The organism is Methanobrevibacter sp. (genome assembly GCF_045646205.1).
In the GTDB taxonomy this organism is placed as follows: Archaea; Methanobacteriota; Methanobacteria; order Methanobacteriales; family Methanobacteriaceae; genus Methanocatella.
This window is the reverse complement of the sequence record NZ_JAZRKF010000032.1, coordinates 25,462-40,834: the sequence shown is the minus strand read 5'-3', so window position 1 is coordinate 40,834 and position 15,373 is coordinate 25,462. Positions and strand designations below refer to the sequence as shown.

General features: G+C 31.6%; 15 protein-coding genes. 8 read left to right on the top strand and 7 right to left on the bottom strand.

Translation table 11 applies throughout. The features are described 5' to 3' along the window. Positions 1–28: 28 nt before the first annotated feature. On the bottom strand, positions 29–1,597 hold the full coding sequence (locus tag ACKI44_RS06640; protein ID WP_407422751.1) for a hypothetical protein: 1,569 nt from the start codon (positions 1,595–1,597) through the stop codon (positions 29–31). Positions 1,598–1,866: 269 nt separating this feature from the next. Between ACKI44_RS06640 and ilvC the strand changes: the two genes are divergently transcribed. Both ilvC and ACKI44_RS06630 read left to right on the top strand, forming a co-directional pair. Continuing rightward, positions 1,867–2,859 carry a ketol-acid reductoisomerase gene (gene ilvC / locus ACKI44_RS06635; RefSeq protein WP_407422749.1) on the top strand — a complete coding sequence of 331 codons (993 nt, stop codon included), beginning with the start codon at positions 1,867–1,869 and terminating at the stop codon, positions 2,857–2,859. A gap of 67 nt (positions 2,860–2,926) precedes the next feature. Beyond that, positions 2,927–3,934 carry a methanogenesis marker 12 protein gene (locus ACKI44_RS06630; protein ID WP_407422747.1) on the top strand — a complete coding sequence of 336 codons (1,008 nt, stop codon included), beginning with the start codon at positions 2,927–2,929 and terminating at the stop codon, positions 3,932–3,934. Between the two features lie 227 nt (positions 3,935–4,161). Here ACKI44_RS06630 and ACKI44_RS06625 read toward each other — a convergent pair whose 3' ends face one another. Together ACKI44_RS06625 and ACKI44_RS06620 are read right to left on the bottom strand one after the other, a co-directional pair. After that, positions 4,162–5,613: an ATP-binding protein gene (locus ACKI44_RS06625; RefSeq protein ID WP_407422745.1), complete on the bottom strand. Its 1,452-nt coding sequence runs from the start codon at positions 5,611–5,613 to the stop codon at positions 4,162–4,164. A gap of 41 nt (positions 5,614–5,654) precedes the next feature. Further along, complete coding sequence (locus ACKI44_RS06620) at positions 5,655–5,852, bottom strand: LSM domain-containing protein (RefSeq protein WP_303737773.1); 198 nt, start codon at positions 5,850–5,852, stop codon at positions 5,655–5,657. Positions 5,853–5,925: 73 nt separating this feature from the next. Here ACKI44_RS06620 and ACKI44_RS06615 point away from each other — a divergent pair, with 73 nt between their 5' ends. Beyond that, entirely contained in the window at positions 5,926–6,069 is a 144-nt protein-coding gene (locus ACKI44_RS06615) for a hypothetical protein (RefSeq protein ID WP_407422743.1), read from the top strand. Here the strand turns inward: ACKI44_RS06615 and surE are convergent. Then, positions 6,058–6,837 carry a 5'/3'-nucleotidase SurE gene (gene surE / locus ACKI44_RS06610; RefSeq protein ID WP_407422741.1) on the bottom strand — a complete coding sequence of 260 codons (780 nt, stop codon included), beginning with the start codon at positions 6,835–6,837 and terminating at the stop codon, positions 6,058–6,060. The genes ACKI44_RS06615 and surE overlap by 12 nt on opposite strands. 105 nt (positions 6,838–6,942) lie before the next feature. Between surE and ACKI44_RS06605 the strand changes: the two genes are divergently transcribed. Beyond that, a complete protein-coding gene (locus tag ACKI44_RS06605) occupies positions 6,943–7,851 on the top strand; it encodes a restriction endonuclease (RefSeq protein ID WP_407422739.1) in 909 nt (302 codons plus the stop codon). A gap of 21 nt (positions 7,852–7,872) precedes the next feature. On the opposite strand, the gene ACKI44_RS06600 is transcribed toward ACKI44_RS06605, so the two are convergent. Then, entirely contained in the window at positions 7,873–8,928 is a 1,056-nt protein-coding gene (locus ACKI44_RS06600; protein WP_407422737.1) for an oligosaccharide repeat unit polymerase family protein, read from the bottom strand. Further along, a complete protein-coding gene (cfbB, locus tag ACKI44_RS06595) occupies positions 8,904–10,247 on the bottom strand; it encodes a Ni-sirohydrochlorin a,c-diamide synthase (protein WP_407422735.1) in 1,344 nt (447 codons plus the stop codon). Before cfbB ends, ACKI44_RS06600 begins: the two co-directional genes overlap by 25 nt. Before the next feature lie 109 nt (positions 10,248–10,356). Here cfbB and ACKI44_RS06590 point away from each other — a divergent pair, with 109 nt between their 5' ends. The 3 genes from ACKI44_RS06590 to ACKI44_RS06580 all read left to right on the top strand — a co-directional run bounded on the left by ACKI44_RS06590 (position 10,357) and on the right by ACKI44_RS06580 (position 13,800). Then, the gene (locus ACKI44_RS06590; RefSeq protein WP_407422733.1) at positions 10,357–12,180 is read left to right on the top strand and encodes a threonine--tRNA ligase; all 1,824 of its coding nucleotides are present in this window, start codon (positions 10,357–10,359) and stop codon (positions 12,178–12,180) included. A 66-nt stretch (positions 12,181–12,246) separates the two neighbouring features. Then, positions 12,247–13,473: a bifunctional 5,6,7,8-tetrahydromethanopterin hydro-lyase/3-hexulose-6-phosphate synthase gene (locus ACKI44_RS06585; RefSeq protein WP_407422785.1), complete on the top strand. Its 1,227-nt coding sequence runs from the start codon at positions 12,247–12,249 to the stop codon at positions 13,471–13,473. A gap of 48 nt (positions 13,474–13,521) precedes the next feature. Beyond that, complete coding sequence (locus ACKI44_RS06580; RefSeq protein WP_303737657.1) at positions 13,522–13,800, top strand: zinc ribbon domain-containing protein; 279 nt, start codon at positions 13,522–13,524, stop codon at positions 13,798–13,800. Here ACKI44_RS06580 and ACKI44_RS06575 read toward each other — a convergent pair. Next, complete coding sequence (locus ACKI44_RS06575) at positions 13,797–14,642, bottom strand: phosphoserine phosphatase (RefSeq protein ID WP_407422731.1); 846 nt, start codon at positions 14,640–14,642, stop codon at positions 13,797–13,799. The genes ACKI44_RS06580 and ACKI44_RS06575 overlap by 4 nt on opposite strands. A 135-nt stretch (positions 14,643–14,777) precedes the next feature. Here ACKI44_RS06575 and ACKI44_RS06570 point away from each other — a divergent pair, with 135 nt between their 5' ends. Beyond that, positions 14,778–15,362, top strand: coding sequence for a flavodoxin family protein (locus ACKI44_RS06570; RefSeq protein ID WP_407422729.1), 585 nt, complete (start codon positions 14,778–14,780; stop codon positions 15,360–15,362). Positions 15,363–15,373: the final 11 nt, after the last annotated feature.

Genomic DNA, 15,373 nt, shown 5'->3' with positions numbered 1-15,373 from the left:
GTAAAATATTTCACAAAGTGAAATATTTCTAATCTTGTTTTGTATAACTGGATACGAAAATGGAAGATACAATAAATATTGCAATTACTGTGAATAATATATTGTATGGATTACCACTGAACAATACTGAATTTTTAATTTCTTCTTCAATATCACTAATAACACTTGAATTAGTACTATTGGATGTTTCATTAACATCAGTCAGATTTCCAGTTAAAAATTCGTTGTTAATAACTAGATAATCTCCACTAACATACCTCTCATTAGGGTAATGTTTTTCGTCTCTGTATATTATATTGTATACAATAGAATCGCACTGTTTTTTTATCTCTTCTGATTCAATTAATTCTCCTTTATAAGTATCATATTTTAATGCATATGATAATGCGTCATTTTTATCTGTACTATTTACCCATAAATAATAAAATATTAAATCCTCACACTTTGGAATATGTATTGAATATATGTTTTTATTTAATTTTAATCCAAGTACACTTAAAATACCCATTATGGCATCTGATGTGCCTGTTTGATTAAGTTTTACTTGTCCGGCGGAGGTTAGAACATATAGATATGGATAATCTTTTGGAATATCTATACCCTGTGATTTGAAATAATCTAAAGCTTTCAAACTTGCATTAACACCAATTTCAAATGGTGTAATTTTATTTAAATCTTCTTTTTCATTTAGGTTTAAATCTAGAATTTCATCCGTAGATTTATTTACCATATCAACAGTGATATACGCCTTTTCATCTGGATTTTTATTCCAAGTGAATGCATTATCATCAATGTCTCTTGAAACACCAAATATATTTGATGCATATTCAAGAGGTAAACCAATTTGTGGATAATTATTATAATTTCTCTGATTACTTATAAATCCGAATAAATACGATTCTTTAATTAAAGCAAAATTGCTTGAAAGTTCATTAATTAAGGATTCACTCCAATAATTAACGATTTGATCATTATTACCAGATAATTCTATTTTATTTTCATAAAATGTTTCTTTTAAAGATCTATTAGTTTCAGTATTTAAATTTCTTTCAGTTAAAGGTAACATTAAAAGATTACCATTATTTTTCATTACATATCCATTAGAAGCATTTAATCTTTCATTTAAACTATTTTCTATGGTATTTTCATTAATTTCAACTATGTCTGAACTATAATATTCGTTAGAATAACTTGCCTCGCTATTTACAGTATTATCTATATTCAAATTGGAATAGTCTTCATGAATTATTTCATCATTCACAATATTGGAATTTTCTTCATTTATGATGCAAACATTATTAATTTTTAAATCTGAATAATCTGGTTGATTATTCAAATCATAAATCAACTTTTCATCATTACCTGCATTGGAAAGGATATTAGTATTATCTGCTTCCATTGTTTCAATATTTAAATTGGAATCTTCTTCAAATGAAAATGTATTTTCACTTGAACTAGGATAATAATTCTCTAATCCAATATTTGAATCCATCTGAACTTCTGATTGTGGCATTGACAATTGCATATCAACACCCATATCCTCATTAGCGGAGACAACACTTAATGAACATAGTGCTAAAATTAATAGAAAAACCATGATAACACCATGTTTCATAAATTTCTCCTAATTGGAATATATAATCTAATTATACCCACTATAGATATGGTAATACTGAATATGTATTACATTATATAATATTTAATTCATTTTTAAAAAGATTTACTATTTTTTAATTTGAAATTAATTTCCATTTATAATATGTATTAAATTAGTTTCAATGAAATTAATCATAAAGTTATTTAAATATCAAAATTAATATTATTAATTGATAAATTTTATCTAATTATTTATAGGAGACGTTAAAAATGAAAATGTATTATGATGCAGATGTAAATACAGACGCACTTGAAGGAAAAACCATAGCTGTAATCGGTTATGGTTCACAAGGTAGAGCACAATCCAGAAACATGGCTGACAGCGGTGCTGATGTTATTGTTGGTGTTCGTGAAAACGGTAGTTCCTGGAATTTAGTACAAGAAGATGGAATGACTGTTAAAACTATTGAAGACGCAGCAAAAGAAGCAGACATTATTCACATTTTACTTCCTGATGAAATCCAGGAAAAAGTATACAACGAACAGATTGCACCTTATGTTGAAAGCGGCAATACCATTTCATTTTCACACGGATATAACATTCACTTTGGATTAATTGACCCTGCTGAAGATGTTAATATTGTAATGTTCGCACCAAAAGGACCAGGATCCATGGTAAGAAGAACTTACGAAGAAGGATTCGGTATTCCTGGTTTAGTTGCAGTTGAAAGAGATGCAACCGGCGATGCAATGCAATTAGCATTAGGTATGGCAAAAGCTTGTGGATTAACCAAAGCTGGTGTATTAGAAACTACTTTCAAAGAAGAAACTGAAACTGATTTATTCGGTGAACAAACTGTGTTGTGTGGAGGAATCACTGAATTGATTAATGCAGGTTTCACTACTTTAGTTGAAGCAGGTTATCAACCTGAAATCGCTTACTTTGAAACTTGTCACGAAGTAAAACTTATCGTTGACTTAATCTATGAAAAAGGTTTCAAAGGAATGTGGCATGACGTAAGTAACACTGCTGAGTATGGTGGTTTAACCAGAGGAAATAGAATTATTACTCAAGAAGCAAAAGATGGTATGAAACAAGTTTTATCTGAAATCCAAGATGGTACCTTTAAAAAACAATGGGCTGATGAAAACGCTACTGACGGGGCTAACTTAAAAGAAATGAGAGCAGCTGAAGAGAAATTGGATATTGAAATTGTTGGTGCCAGATTAAGAAAAGCTTGCGGATTAGAAAAAGATGATTAAATTCATCTTTTAACTTTTTTTACTTTTTTTTAATATTTGATTCTTAGGGATAATTGGGGAGTTTTTTATGGTTTTTATCGGAATGGACCACGGTACTACCGGCATTTCTTTTTGTTTAATGGATGATGATGGAGATATAATTGATATTTTTAAAATCGATAGGGAAGATTCCAAAAGTGGCAAGGTTTCCGCTATTGAAGAGTTATCTAAAAGATGTGATTTTGATTCAGTTAAATTAATGGCAATAACTTATGCTATGGGTGATGGAATCAGCAAAATTTTGCCAACAGATAAGGTTGAAGACAGGGGAATCTTATCAATTGAGGGTGCAGGTAAGGTTACCGGTGGCGGAACCTCAGTATTTTCCGAACTTGAAAATTCAAAAATTCCAAGTATCATGATACCTGGTCTTCACAAACATTCTACTTCATTGAACGATTTATTTAATGCAGCATATTCTCATCAAGCCAGTCCTGAGAAGGTGAGTATTTCATATAATGCAATCATCGAAACAAATTGGGAAAATTTTATTGTTGCAGATATATCATCCAATAGTGTTAACATATTAATTGAAGATTCTAAAATAAAAGGTGCGATTGATGCATGCCTTGGGGCAATGGGAATCGTTCATGGACCAATTGATTTGGAAATGATAAGAGACATTGATGAAGGCAGAAAAACTGCAAATGAATGTTTTTCACATGCAGGTGCAATTAAAATTGCAGGTATAGATGGAAAAGTAGCTAATATGAAAGATCAATTGCTGGAAAATTATAGAAATGGTGATGAAAAAGCAAAATTGGCTATTGACACATTAATAATGACCGTTGCAATGGAAATTGCAGGACTTGATGTGGTGTGTGAAAACGAAATTGAAGGTATTGTCCTTACAGGATCAGTTGGCAGTGCAACCGAACCTTTTAACTTTGAAGATGAAATAAATAAATATTTCAAGGGAAAATATGAATTGAAAGTAATCTCTAAAGAATCCGGTGCAATTGGTGCAGCTCAAATAGCACGTGATGTTTACAACGGTAAAGACAACATCTTAGGTATTGAAGTTGATATTTTATAGAATGTCATAAGGTTGTCATTTATTTTAAAAAAATTTATTATATTCTTTTATTTGATTAATAAGTTTTTTTAAAGTCTTTTTTAGGTTGTCATTTTTTATTATTTTTTTCTTTTTTATATTTTATTTGTTTTTTGCTTTGTTTATTTTAGTGGTTAGTGTCATGTTCCTTTGTTTATTTTGTCGTTATTTTTATTATTTTATGGGGTGTCATAAGGTTGTCATTGAGGTCATATTATTTCAAAGTAATTAGTTTGTTTTTTCTTATATTTTTCTACAAGTTTTTTATCATATAAGTCATTTAAATCCCGTCTACTAGTTGCATGAGAAACATCATATTTTTCCATATATGTGGTATAAGTATATGACGAATTATTATTGACCATATCTAATAAAGCATCGGTTTGACGTTCATTCAAAGCATATTTGACTAAATTAAGACTTTCTACTGTTTTTTCTTTAGGTTTTATTAGTTGTCCATCAGGTCCTCTTAAAATTACTCTAAAGTATCCATCATCGAAAAATTCAGGTTCTGGCAGATTATGTTTGTCCATGGCCATACGCATACGTGTAATTCCAGTTCCAACATGCTCCATATATTTTGTTTTCTCAAAAATATTACAAATATTTTCATTTCGATGTTTTGGATTGTTACCTATTCCTAAAGTATCTACAGTTAATGGGTAAGGAAGTTTCCCCGGACTTATTATTTCAATGCGATCATCATAAATGTAAAATGTAATGCAATCTCCTTTGATGCTGTAATCTCTGTGAGCAAGAGCATTAATGAATGCCTCTCTTACAGCTTCAATTGGATATTCAGGAATACTAACTCTTTTAAAACCCTCTACAATTCCACCAATTTTTGTATTTTTCCTAAAAAATTGTTCAAATTCTTTAATTAATAATAGAAATGAGGTTTTTGTAAAATATTTGTCAATGATTTCAATTCTTTCTGTTCCATTGAATCTGACCATTTTAACTTCATGTTCAAGATTAAATTTAGTGATATTTTGACCGAAAAACAATGCTCCTGCTGTAGTTAAATGAAAATTTCCATTTGAATCAATCATGCCTGCATTCAAGTATTCTAATATTTTTTCTAATTCTCGCTTATCAAACAGTTCTTCAATATTTGCATCTTCAAGAACATTTTTGAACTGTTTTACAGAATCCATATCAACATCATCTACTGAAGAGTCTAATATTATCTCTTCATCAAATGGGGTTGCAGATAAGCGTTTATTTATCTCTTCTTTTAATGATTTTTTAATTTTGGATAATAAGTCTTCTTTATTGTTAAATCGTTTATACGTTACTTGGTTTTTTATTTTATTTAAAAATTTTTCAGAATTTTCGTCTGGTTTAATATTATCTTTAATAAAGATGTAAGCAGCATGTTTTTTACTAATATAAGAGTCATATTCATATTCTGTTGCTGAAATGCCTTCTTTGTATATTGAACCATAATTTTCACCTATTAATCCGATATAGATGTCACTGTTCAATACTTCATTAATGAATACTTCATCGGAAGGCAATGTCTTTGCATTTTCCTTCTCAAAAACAAATAAATCAATTATTTCACCAAAAAATGAATCATTTTTTAAATTTTCATAAATATATTCTCTTTCTTCAGCAAATTCTCGTTGATTACTACTTAAAAATACTTTGATGGTCATATTATCACGTGGTTTTGGTATTAAATGGTTGATGGTTGGGGTTATTCTTTTAAGCTAACGAAAACTATATTTCCGCCTTTTAAGGTTTCAATACCATTTTCATTTTCTAAAACAATATTTAAATAATTATCAATAGCTATTATTTTTCCTTCAGCCTGATTGTTGTCTCTTAATTCTACAGTCACATTTTTATTTTTAAATTGGTTAAATAACCTATTTACTTGGTCTTTGTCAGTCATATTTTTCAATCCTTTTAATGTATATTAATATATATCTTTCAAATTTATATACTTTAATGATTAATATATTACTATGTCAATTAATCAGTTAGAAAGTAATTTGGAAGCTATTACCAGAACAATAGCACAACTCAAAAAAGATGGGTGCACAGACCAAAAGATTTTTAATGAGCTTTACGAAGAACGTGATAAGATACTTAAAGATTTAAATCTCTAAATAATCTTTTAACACATCTAAATCTCCAGTTAAATCGATTTTTAATGGGGTTATAGTAGTTTTTTGTGAAACTTTTAATTCATAACCATCAGTTCCTTTTTTATCTGAAGTATAAGGTTCACCACCAATCCAATAATAAGGCTGGCCTCTTGGATCAAGTCTTTTTTCCATTACTGGAACATACATTCTTTTTCCTAATGTTACAACTTCAAATTCTTCGTCAACCGGATTTTCTGGTATATTTACATTTAATAAGTCAATTCCTTCAGGCAATCCTTTTTTCAATACTATTTTAGCCAGTTTGTTGAGCATTTTTTGCGCAAATTCGAAATCTACATCATTTTCTCCGCTTTCAAATTTGATTTCATCTTTTGTTACTTCCTGGGAAACGGCAATTGTAGGAATTCCGAAACTGGCTGCTTCAATAGCCGCACCGATTGTTCCTGATGTTGTCAGTTCTGCTTGGCCTAAATTAAAACCTGTATTTATTCCGGATATCATTAAATCTGGTTTTTCTTCAAGTATCTGGAATAATCCTATTGTCACGGCATCAGTTGGTGTTCCGCTAACTCCATAAGCCAAACTGCCATCTTTTAAAATTCTTTCTTTTACTCTTAATGGTTCATATAATGTTAATGCATGCCCGATTCCACTTTGCTGTGTTTCAGGGGCTACAATGATGGTTTCGCATAAATCATCAACTGCTTTTTTAGCAGCAAATATTCCTGATGCGGTTACTCCATCATCATTAGATATTAAAGCTTTCATGTATTACTATTTTATTTCATGATTATTAAAATTTTTAGATAATAATAAACTTTAATAATAATTTAATTTATAAATTATAATATTGAAACACATGTTGGTGGAATTTTGGAAAAACCACAATTGATTAATTTTATAGCTAAAGTATTGGAGGATTCTGGTTTTAAAGTATATAAGAACTTTAAAACTTCACAAAGAGTTATTGACATATATGCTGTATTACCTACTACAATTGGAGATTTTGGTGTTGTTATGGCATGTAATAACTATGATAAGGAGTTTGAAGTTGGAATTGATTTATTGAGGGAGATGGAGGATGCAGCTGAAAGCCTAAAAGCTTCCAAAGTCGCTGTTGTTACATCTGCTTACTTTGATAATCAAGCTACTAATTATGCTTTAAGAAAAAACATTAAATTGGTCGACAGAGACAATTTAACTGAACTGGCTAAAAAATATCAGGATAATTCTCAACAAACTACTTTAGACAGTGATTATTCTGCTGGCGAAGTTTCATATATTGAGGAAGAATATCCGGAATATACTTATGATGCTTCTGATATGGACTATATAATGCGCAGAAGAGATGAGAATCCGGTAATTTATAAAAATACACTATATCCTCAGGTTGAAGAATATAATCGTTCTTCCAATAATTTTTTATCTTCTATATTAAATAGAAGGAAAAAATCTCAAAACAACGGTTTATATCCTGCAAATCTTTATAATTATGATTATTATCGTGGTCCGTCTTGGTTTGACAGGTTACAGCCAATTTTAGGCAATCCTATTGTTACTATTATTTTAGTTGTAGCTATTTCATACCTGCTGTCTTTTATATTCGGTAATTTATTGAAGATTAATCCAGGTATTACAGGTTTAATCGAGATGGTTGTAGCTTTACTATTGGCTTATGGTTTAACCTTTATGTTTGTAGATAGATCAAGATTCTTTATTACTCGTGGAACTGTAATATTCTTTATTTCACTTATAATATTGATTATTTTGATTTTTGTATAATATTTTACAAAAACACTTTTTTTAATCTTTTTTCAATGCTAAAATTATTAAAATCAACCCAAGCAGATATAAGAACCATATCATTATGTCGGTAGGACCTGTTTCAATCCATATTAATGTATGAGTTAATATTATTGAATAAATTCCAATTCCAATACCTTTTGAAGCTAGAGAATGAATTATTTTTAAAAACGCTCCCATAAATAGCATTTGAATTGTAAGGCCGATATAACCGAAGTCAAGCATCACCGGACCGAAAAGACTTGAAGTTAAACAGACATCATAGTGAAGCACATAATTTCCAATAAATGATCTGGGACTTCCTGATGAAAAAATCATGGATAATATGTGTCCGTGGGTTGTTCCAGCTAATGGAATGATTTTTTCAAATACTTCCAGTGTAAAAGCTAGCCTATAAAACACCAATTCTACTGGGTTGAGTGTCCAGTGTTGTGTTGCAATGGACTGGGATGCAATATATCCGATTGCCAGCGCACCCGCACCAATAACTATAACGAATATAATGCCTAATTTGTGGGAAATTTTTCCAAGATAAAACATTGTAATGAAAACACTTCCAAGAATTCCGACCACTGAAGTTCTATATCCGTTAAGACCAAATACTAATGCTCCAAGTAAAACAAGTATCAAATATTTCTTATCATAATATTTGGCCAGTAATATATTTATTAAAATTAAAAATAATGGATATGCAATTCTCCAGAGATTTGTTGTTGCATTTGATTTTAGAACACTGTTGAATAGTGGTATTCCACCAAGCAACACCATATTTAAGCTCTGTAAAACTAATGCTATGATGATAAAGATTACTAATATTTTTTCTGATAGAAAATTTATTCTGACCTCTTTTTCTATTGTAAATTTTTTTGAAGCTATAACTACTCCGATTATAAAAACGATAACTGCAAAAATAATCGTCAGTATTGTTTGTGTATTCAGAGGGTCTTCAAATCTGTAGTTAAATGACCCGATATAGGCCATTACCAAAACAGCCAAAATTATAACGGGCACGATATAAGGATGAAAGAAATCTATTTTTCTAATGCTGAAAGACATAAGTTTCCTCCAAAGTTAGGCATAGCAGCCACATGGGTATGTACATAGCTTGCCAGTGTATTTCTTTCCATAAATCCATCCTGCAAATTGTATGATCCTTTTCCACGGGTTATTTTAAATGCAAAGTCATGTTTTGGAGTGTCCACAATAACCTTTGAGTAGTGGAACTCATGTCCGTTAAAGACTTCTCCTTTTTTGGATATGATATTGTCCTTTTGGACTTCTGCAATCGTATACTTCAGTGCCTGCACACGTTCGGTCAGAATTGACTTGTAAGGATATACATTAACGACTGCATCTTCATGGATGGATTTCATAAGATACATTAAACCGCCGCATTCGGCAAAAATCGGGCGGTCGTCCAGGTGGAAGTCCTTGATATCTTTAAGCATACTTTTATTATCTGATAGCTCTTTTGAAAATAGTTCGGGATAACCTCCGCCAATGTAGAGCCCATCCATATCAGGTAAGTTCTCATCATTTAATGGAGAAAAATATTCAATTTTGGCACCGTTAGCTTCAAGTGATTCAATATTTTCCTTATAATAAAAATTAAATACCTCATCATATGCAACTCCAATTTTTAATTTTTTAGAATTTAACTTATTCCAAATTGGCTCTAGATTGGAGTTTATTTTGGGAGCGCTTTTGGCAATTTCCACCAAACGGTCCAAATCAATGTAATTTTTAATGGTTTCACACCAAATATCAATAAATTTCAAAGAGTTCTCTCGCTCACGTGCAGGAACAAGGCCCAAATGTCTCTGTTCTATTGAAATATTGTCATCACGAATAATACCGCCGATAACTTCGGTTTTTGTGATTTCTTCAACTGAACGTTTGGTTTTTTCATAGTGCGCCTTGTTTTTAACCTTGTTTAAGATGACTCCGGCAATGTTGATTTCAGGATCCAATGCCTTAAAGCCTAAAACCAATGCTGCTGCACTTTTAACTAAACTTCTGGAGTTAATAATTAAAATAACAGGAGCTTTTAGGGATTTTGCAATTGAAGCAGTACTTCCAATATCGTTAATGGAGTCAATTCCTTCATAAAGTCCCCTAACACCTTCAATAACAGCAATATCCTTGTCTTTCATTGCCTTATTATAGGAATCTCTGACCTGACCGTCATGCATAAAAAAAGAATCCAGGTTTCTGGAAGTATTTCCGGTCGCCAAAGTATGATATGACGGATCAATATAGTCTGGACCAACTTTAAACGGCTGAACATTATATTTTTCAGATAAGGCTTTCATTATTCCAGTTGCAATTGTAGTTTTTCCAACTGCACTACCAGTTCCCGCTAAAATAACTCTCATGAATAATAATTTATTTTGATAATATATTATTCTTTTGTAAAATGTGACTTTTTAAATCATTTTATATAATATTAAAAATAAAAATTAAATCATAATATATGGTGGTCAAATGAGAATACTATTGATTCATTCTGATTATTTAAATTACAATGTTAAAAAGAAAACTCCTGTAGCTGAAGAAATTGAAGAAGCCAAACATGACGGCTCATTTGATGATTCTTTAGTTGTATTTACAGCGGTTGAAAAAGAAGATGAAGAAAATCCTCAAGGAATTGTTCAAAATCTTGTCAAAGAAGTTTTAAAAACTAATGACCAGGTTAATGCGGAAAATATTGTTTTATACCCTTATGCTCATTTATCTTCTTCATTAAGCTCACCAAAAGTAGCTGTTGAAATCCTAAAAGATGCGGAACAGGCTCTTTTAGCTGAAGATTTAAATGTCCAAAGAGTACCTTTCGGTTGGTATAAGGCATTTGAAATATCCTGTAAAGGACACCCGTTAAGTGAACTTTCAAGAACAATCACTGCTGACAGCGATGAAGAAAAAGTTGAAAGAAAACCTTCCAAATGGCAAATCCTTGAAGGAAATAAAATTACTGAAATTGATGACTTTAAATTTGATAATAAAGCATTCAAACAGCTTGTTGATTATGAATTAGGTCAGGGCGCATCAGATGAAGGAGAACCTCCTCATGTTAAATTGATGAGGGAAAAGGAAATCTGTGATTATGAACCTGCTTCTGACGTTGGTAATCTCCGCTGGTATCCTAAAGGAAAACTGATCAGAGACTTATTGGATGATTATGTTTACAATTTGGTCGTTGACAGAGGTGCAATGCCTGTTGAAACTCCAATTTTCTATGATTTGGATAACCAGGCAATTTATGAGCATGCTTACAAATTCGGTGAAAGACAGTACAGAACCGACACCAAAAAGAAGTTGATGTTAAGATTTGCAGCATGTTTCGGTGCATTCAGATTGATGAGCGATTCATTCTTAACCTGGAGAAACTTGCCTGCCAAGATTTTCGAGTTAACTCATTACAGTTTCAGATTTGAGAAAAAAGGTGAAGTTGTCGGTCTTAAAAGATTAAGGGCATTTACCATGCCGGATTTCCACTCTTTCTGTGCTGACGTTCCGGCATCTTTAGCTGAGTTTTCAGCTCAGACTGACATGTGTTTACAGACCGGTAGCGACTTGAACCTTGACTTTGAAGTAATTTTCAGAGCAACCCAGGATTTCTTTGAAGAAAATGAAGAATGGATGTATGAAATCGCATCCAAATTCCAAAAACCAATTCTTTTAGAAGTTTTACCTGAAAGACATCATTACTGGGTTTGTAAAATTGACTTGGCCAATATCGACTACTTAGGTCGTCCGATTGAAAACCCTACAGTTCAAATCGATGTTGAAAGCGGTAAAAGATTTGATATCAAATATTTAGGTGAAGACGGCGAGCAACACAATCCAACAATCTTGCACTGTTCTCCAACAGGCAGTATTGAAAGGGTTTTATGTGCAATGCTTGAAAAAACAGCTATTGAATTAAATGAAAAATCTCCAATGTTACCAACCTGGTTAAGCCCAATACAGGCCAGAATCATTACTGTTGGAGAAGCTCATGAAAAATTCGCCGAAGAAATATATGAAAAAATTAATGCTTCAAACATTCGTGTAGATATTGATGACCGTGATGAAAGTGTCGGTAAAAAAATCAGAAGTGCTTCTAAAGAATGGATACCTTATATTTTCGTCATTGGAGATAAAGAAGCTGAATCCGGCAGATTCCAAGTAACTGTACGTGAAACCGGTGAAAAAGTCGATATGGATGTTGATGAATTAATATCAGAAATTAATGAAAAAACTAAAGGAATGCCTTTCAGAAGATTACCTTTACCAAAAGATATCTCAAAAAGGATTAACTTCCAATAATTATATTTATGGATAAAAATATATTATAAAATGTTATTATATAACGGAGGAAATTTAATGGACCCAATGTATAAAATAGGAGAAGCTCTTATTGGAGACGGCCCGGAATTAGCACACATTGATTTATTAATTGGTGACAAATTCGGTCCTGTTGGTCAAGCTTTCGCTAATGGATTATCTAACCTCTCAGTCGGTCATACTCCATTAACCAGTGTAATCAGACCAAACTTATTGACTAAACCAGCAACTTTAATTATTCCTAAAGTAACTGTTGGTGACTTAGAAGATGCTAGTAAAATTTTTGGACCTGCACAAACTGCAGTCGCAAGAGCAGTAGCTGATGCAGTAGAAGACGGATACATTCCAAAAGATATTGTTGAAGATATCGTAATTAATGTCAGTGTATTCATCGATCCTTCTGCAAAAGATTTCAGAAAAATCTATCAATATAATTATGGAGCTACCAAATTGGCTATCAGAAGAGCAATGGAAGGATACCCTTCAATTGACAAAGTTCTCGCAGAAAAAGACCGTGGAACTCACCCAATTATGGGATTCAGAGTACAAAAACTTTGGTCTCCACCTTACTTACAAGTTGCTCTTGACTTAGACAGCAAAGAAGCAATGGCTAAAATCCTAGAGGATTTACCTGATAAGGAAAGAGTACTCGTTGAAGCAGGTACACCACTCGTCAAAAAATTCGGTGTCGGTGTAGTTGAAGATATCAGAGCACTTCGTCCATCCGCATTCATTATTGCTGACTTAAAAACCTTGGATGTTGGACGTGTAGAAATTAAAATGGCAGCTGACGCAACAGCTGATGCAGTAGCTATTTCTGGACTCGGTACTATTGAATCAATCAAGAAAGCTATTCATGAAACCCAAAAACAAGGTATCTATGCAATCTTAGATATGATGAATGTTGCTGACTTTGAAGAAAAATTGTCACAATTGCCTGATGATTTAAAACCGGATATAGTCTTGTTACACAGAAATGTCGACCTTGAAACTTACAAAGCTGAAAAAGGTGAAGACGTAAGTGAAATGACTGAATGGGGTAACATCAAAAAGATTAAAGAAATCCTTGGCGGTGGCCTTATTGCAGTAGCTGGAGGAATCACTCCGGATAATGTTGAAGAAGCTATCGAAAAAGGTGCAGATGTAATTATTGCAGGAAGATATATTATCGGTTCAAGAGATGTCAGAAGATCTGCTCAAGACTTCTTAGCACACTTCCCACCTGATCCAGATAATATGAGACTTGCAATGGATGAAGACGAACAAGTAAATTAGATTAATTTCTAATTTATTTTCTATTTTTTTTTAAAATGAGGTATTTTTATGGGTTTTTGTAATTCCTGTGGCAGACCTATTGTAAAAGAAGATTACGGAACAAATGAGGACGGCAGCCTTAATCCAGAATTCTGTAAAGACTGTTTTAAAGATGGTAAATACACAGAACCTGATATAACCTTAACAGAAATGATTGTCCGTAAATCAAAAGAGATGATGGAAAAAAATCCAAGATTGCCTGAAACTACAGCAACAGGTATCACTACAACATTCATTCCTGGACTTAAAAGATGGAATCCTGAATTTAAGGATGATTATCAATTCTAAATTTCTTTATTTAAAATAAATTCTTTAACTTTACTTGCAATATATTCGTCACGAGTTCTGCTGGTTTTTAAGTTATATAACTCTTCTTCCAGGTCGTTGTATTTATCAACTAAATCATTGTAATCAAGACGTAAATCGTCATAATCTTTTTCTAAACTTTCATTGACTTCAAACATTTCAGCATATGAAGTTTTTGTATTGAGATTTTCCTGTTTAAGCTGATCATATTTTGAAGTAACGTTATCGTAACTTGATTTAATATCTGCATGTTCTTCTCTAAGGGTAGAACATTTGGTTTTTAGGTTTTTATTTTCTTCTTTAATACTTGAATATTTGGTTTTAAGATTTTCATTTTCTATTTTCATATTCACGTATTTATTTTTAAGATTTTCATTTTCTTCAATTAATCTAGAATGTTTTGTTTTTATTTTATCATTCTCTTCTTTTAGAATGGCTAATGTATTATCTTTAGTTTCAGCGTTTATCGCTTCTAAATCATGTATTTCATTTTCTTTTAAATGAAGTTCATGTTTAAGTTCTTCAATGGTTTTTTCATATTCTGAGGAATCCTGATTTTTAAGTAATTGCTCCAATTTTTCCACTTCCATCATATGTAGATAATTAGCCACTCGAGTTGCATGTAGTTCTTCTTCTAGATTATTAAAGGCTTCTATTTCAGATTGAGGAATAATAAGAACATTTTCTTTGTTAGAATAGATATCTTCATTTTTTGGTACTGTAATCTGGATCTGCTCTGTTGTATATTTCTTTTTTTCTCCAGTTTTTAAAGTTCTATGATATTCCCTTGAATATTTTTTTACAACACCATGCCCTATTTTCATAAATATTCCTCAAATAATTAACTATTATATTAATTTATGGTGTTTTGATATTATAAATATTGTGTATATTTTTTTCAATCCGAATAACTTTTTTATATTAAAAAAATAAACTGTAATTATAATGGTGGGTTTGAAATGAAAGTTTTTGGAATTTGTGGAAGTCCCAGAGCCAGTACAACAGAATATGTTATTAAAAATGCATTGAATAAATTGGAAAATAATGATTTTGAAACTGAACTATTTTCATGTGCCGGAAAGATAATCAAAGCATGTATGCACTGTGATTACTGTTTAGTGAATAAAAAATGTATTATTGATGATGACATGTCTCACGTTTATGAAAATTTACAGGAAGCCGACGGGATAATTTTGGCCACTCCTGTTCAAAGCGGGGGCATTTCAAGCAATCTTGCAGCTATTATGGATAGAACCCGTGCATTGGAGGCAATTGACTATAATCTTTTAAGGGGAAAAATAGGCATGAGCATTGCTGTTGGCGGAGACAGAACCGGTGGCGCTGATTTTGCCCATTTAAAAAATATTACTTACTTTATGATTCATGGAATAATTCCTGTTAGTGGAGGGCCGTTCGGATCTAATTTAGGCGCATCCTTCTGGTCAAAAGACAGTTTGGATGACATTAAAAAAGATGAGTATGGTATGGAATCATTGGATCGGACTTTAATGGAATTTGAAAATTTTTTAAGAAAATATATTTAAATACTTTACAT

Excerpts from the sequence above, each read along its gene's own strand:
- ACKI44_RS06640 (WP_407422751.1), bottom strand. The coding sequence starts at position 1,597 with ATGGTTTTTCTATTAATTTTAGCACTATGTTCATTAAGTGTTGTCTCC.
- ilvC (WP_407422749.1), top strand. The coding sequence starts at position 1,867 with ATGAAAATGTATTATGATGCAGATGTAAATACAGACGCACTTGAAGGA.
- ACKI44_RS06630 (WP_407422747.1), top strand. The coding sequence starts at position 2,927 with ATGGTTTTTATCGGAATGGACCACGGTACTACCGGCATTTCTTTTTGT.
- ACKI44_RS06625 (WP_407422745.1), bottom strand. The coding sequence starts at position 5,613 with ATGACCATCAAAGTATTTTTAAGTAGTAATCAACGAGAATTTGCTGAA.
- ACKI44_RS06620 (WP_303737773.1), bottom strand. The coding sequence starts at position 5,852 with ATGACTGACAAAGACCAAGTAAATAGGTTATTTAACCAATTTAAAAAT.
- ACKI44_RS06615 (WP_407422743.1), top strand. The coding sequence starts at position 5,926 with ATGTCAATTAATCAGTTAGAAAGTAATTTGGAAGCTATTACCAGAACA.
- surE (WP_407422741.1), bottom strand. The coding sequence starts at position 6,837 with ATGAAAGCTTTAATATCTAATGATGATGGAGTAACCGCATCAGGAATA.
- ACKI44_RS06600 (WP_407422737.1), bottom strand. The coding sequence starts at position 8,928 with ATGTCTTTCAGCATTAGAAAAATAGATTTCTTTCATCCTTATATCGTG.
- cfbB (WP_407422735.1), bottom strand. The coding sequence starts at position 10,247 with ATGAGAGTTATTTTAGCGGGAACTGGTAGTGCAGTTGGAAAAACTACA.
- ACKI44_RS06590 (WP_407422733.1), top strand. The coding sequence starts at position 10,357 with ATGAGAATACTATTGATTCATTCTGATTATTTAAATTACAATGTTAAA.
- ACKI44_RS06585 (WP_407422785.1), top strand. The coding sequence starts at position 12,247 with ATGTATAAAATAGGAGAAGCTCTTATTGGAGACGGCCCGGAATTAGCA.
- ACKI44_RS06580 (WP_303737657.1), top strand. The coding sequence starts at position 13,522 with ATGGGTTTTTGTAATTCCTGTGGCAGACCTATTGTAAAAGAAGATTAC.
- ACKI44_RS06575 (WP_407422731.1), bottom strand. The coding sequence starts at position 14,642 with ATGAAAATAGGGCATGGTGTTGTAAAAAAATATTCAAGGGAATATCAT.
- ACKI44_RS06570 (WP_407422729.1), top strand. The coding sequence starts at position 14,778 with ATGAAAGTTTTTGGAATTTGTGGAAGTCCCAGAGCCAGTACAACAGAA.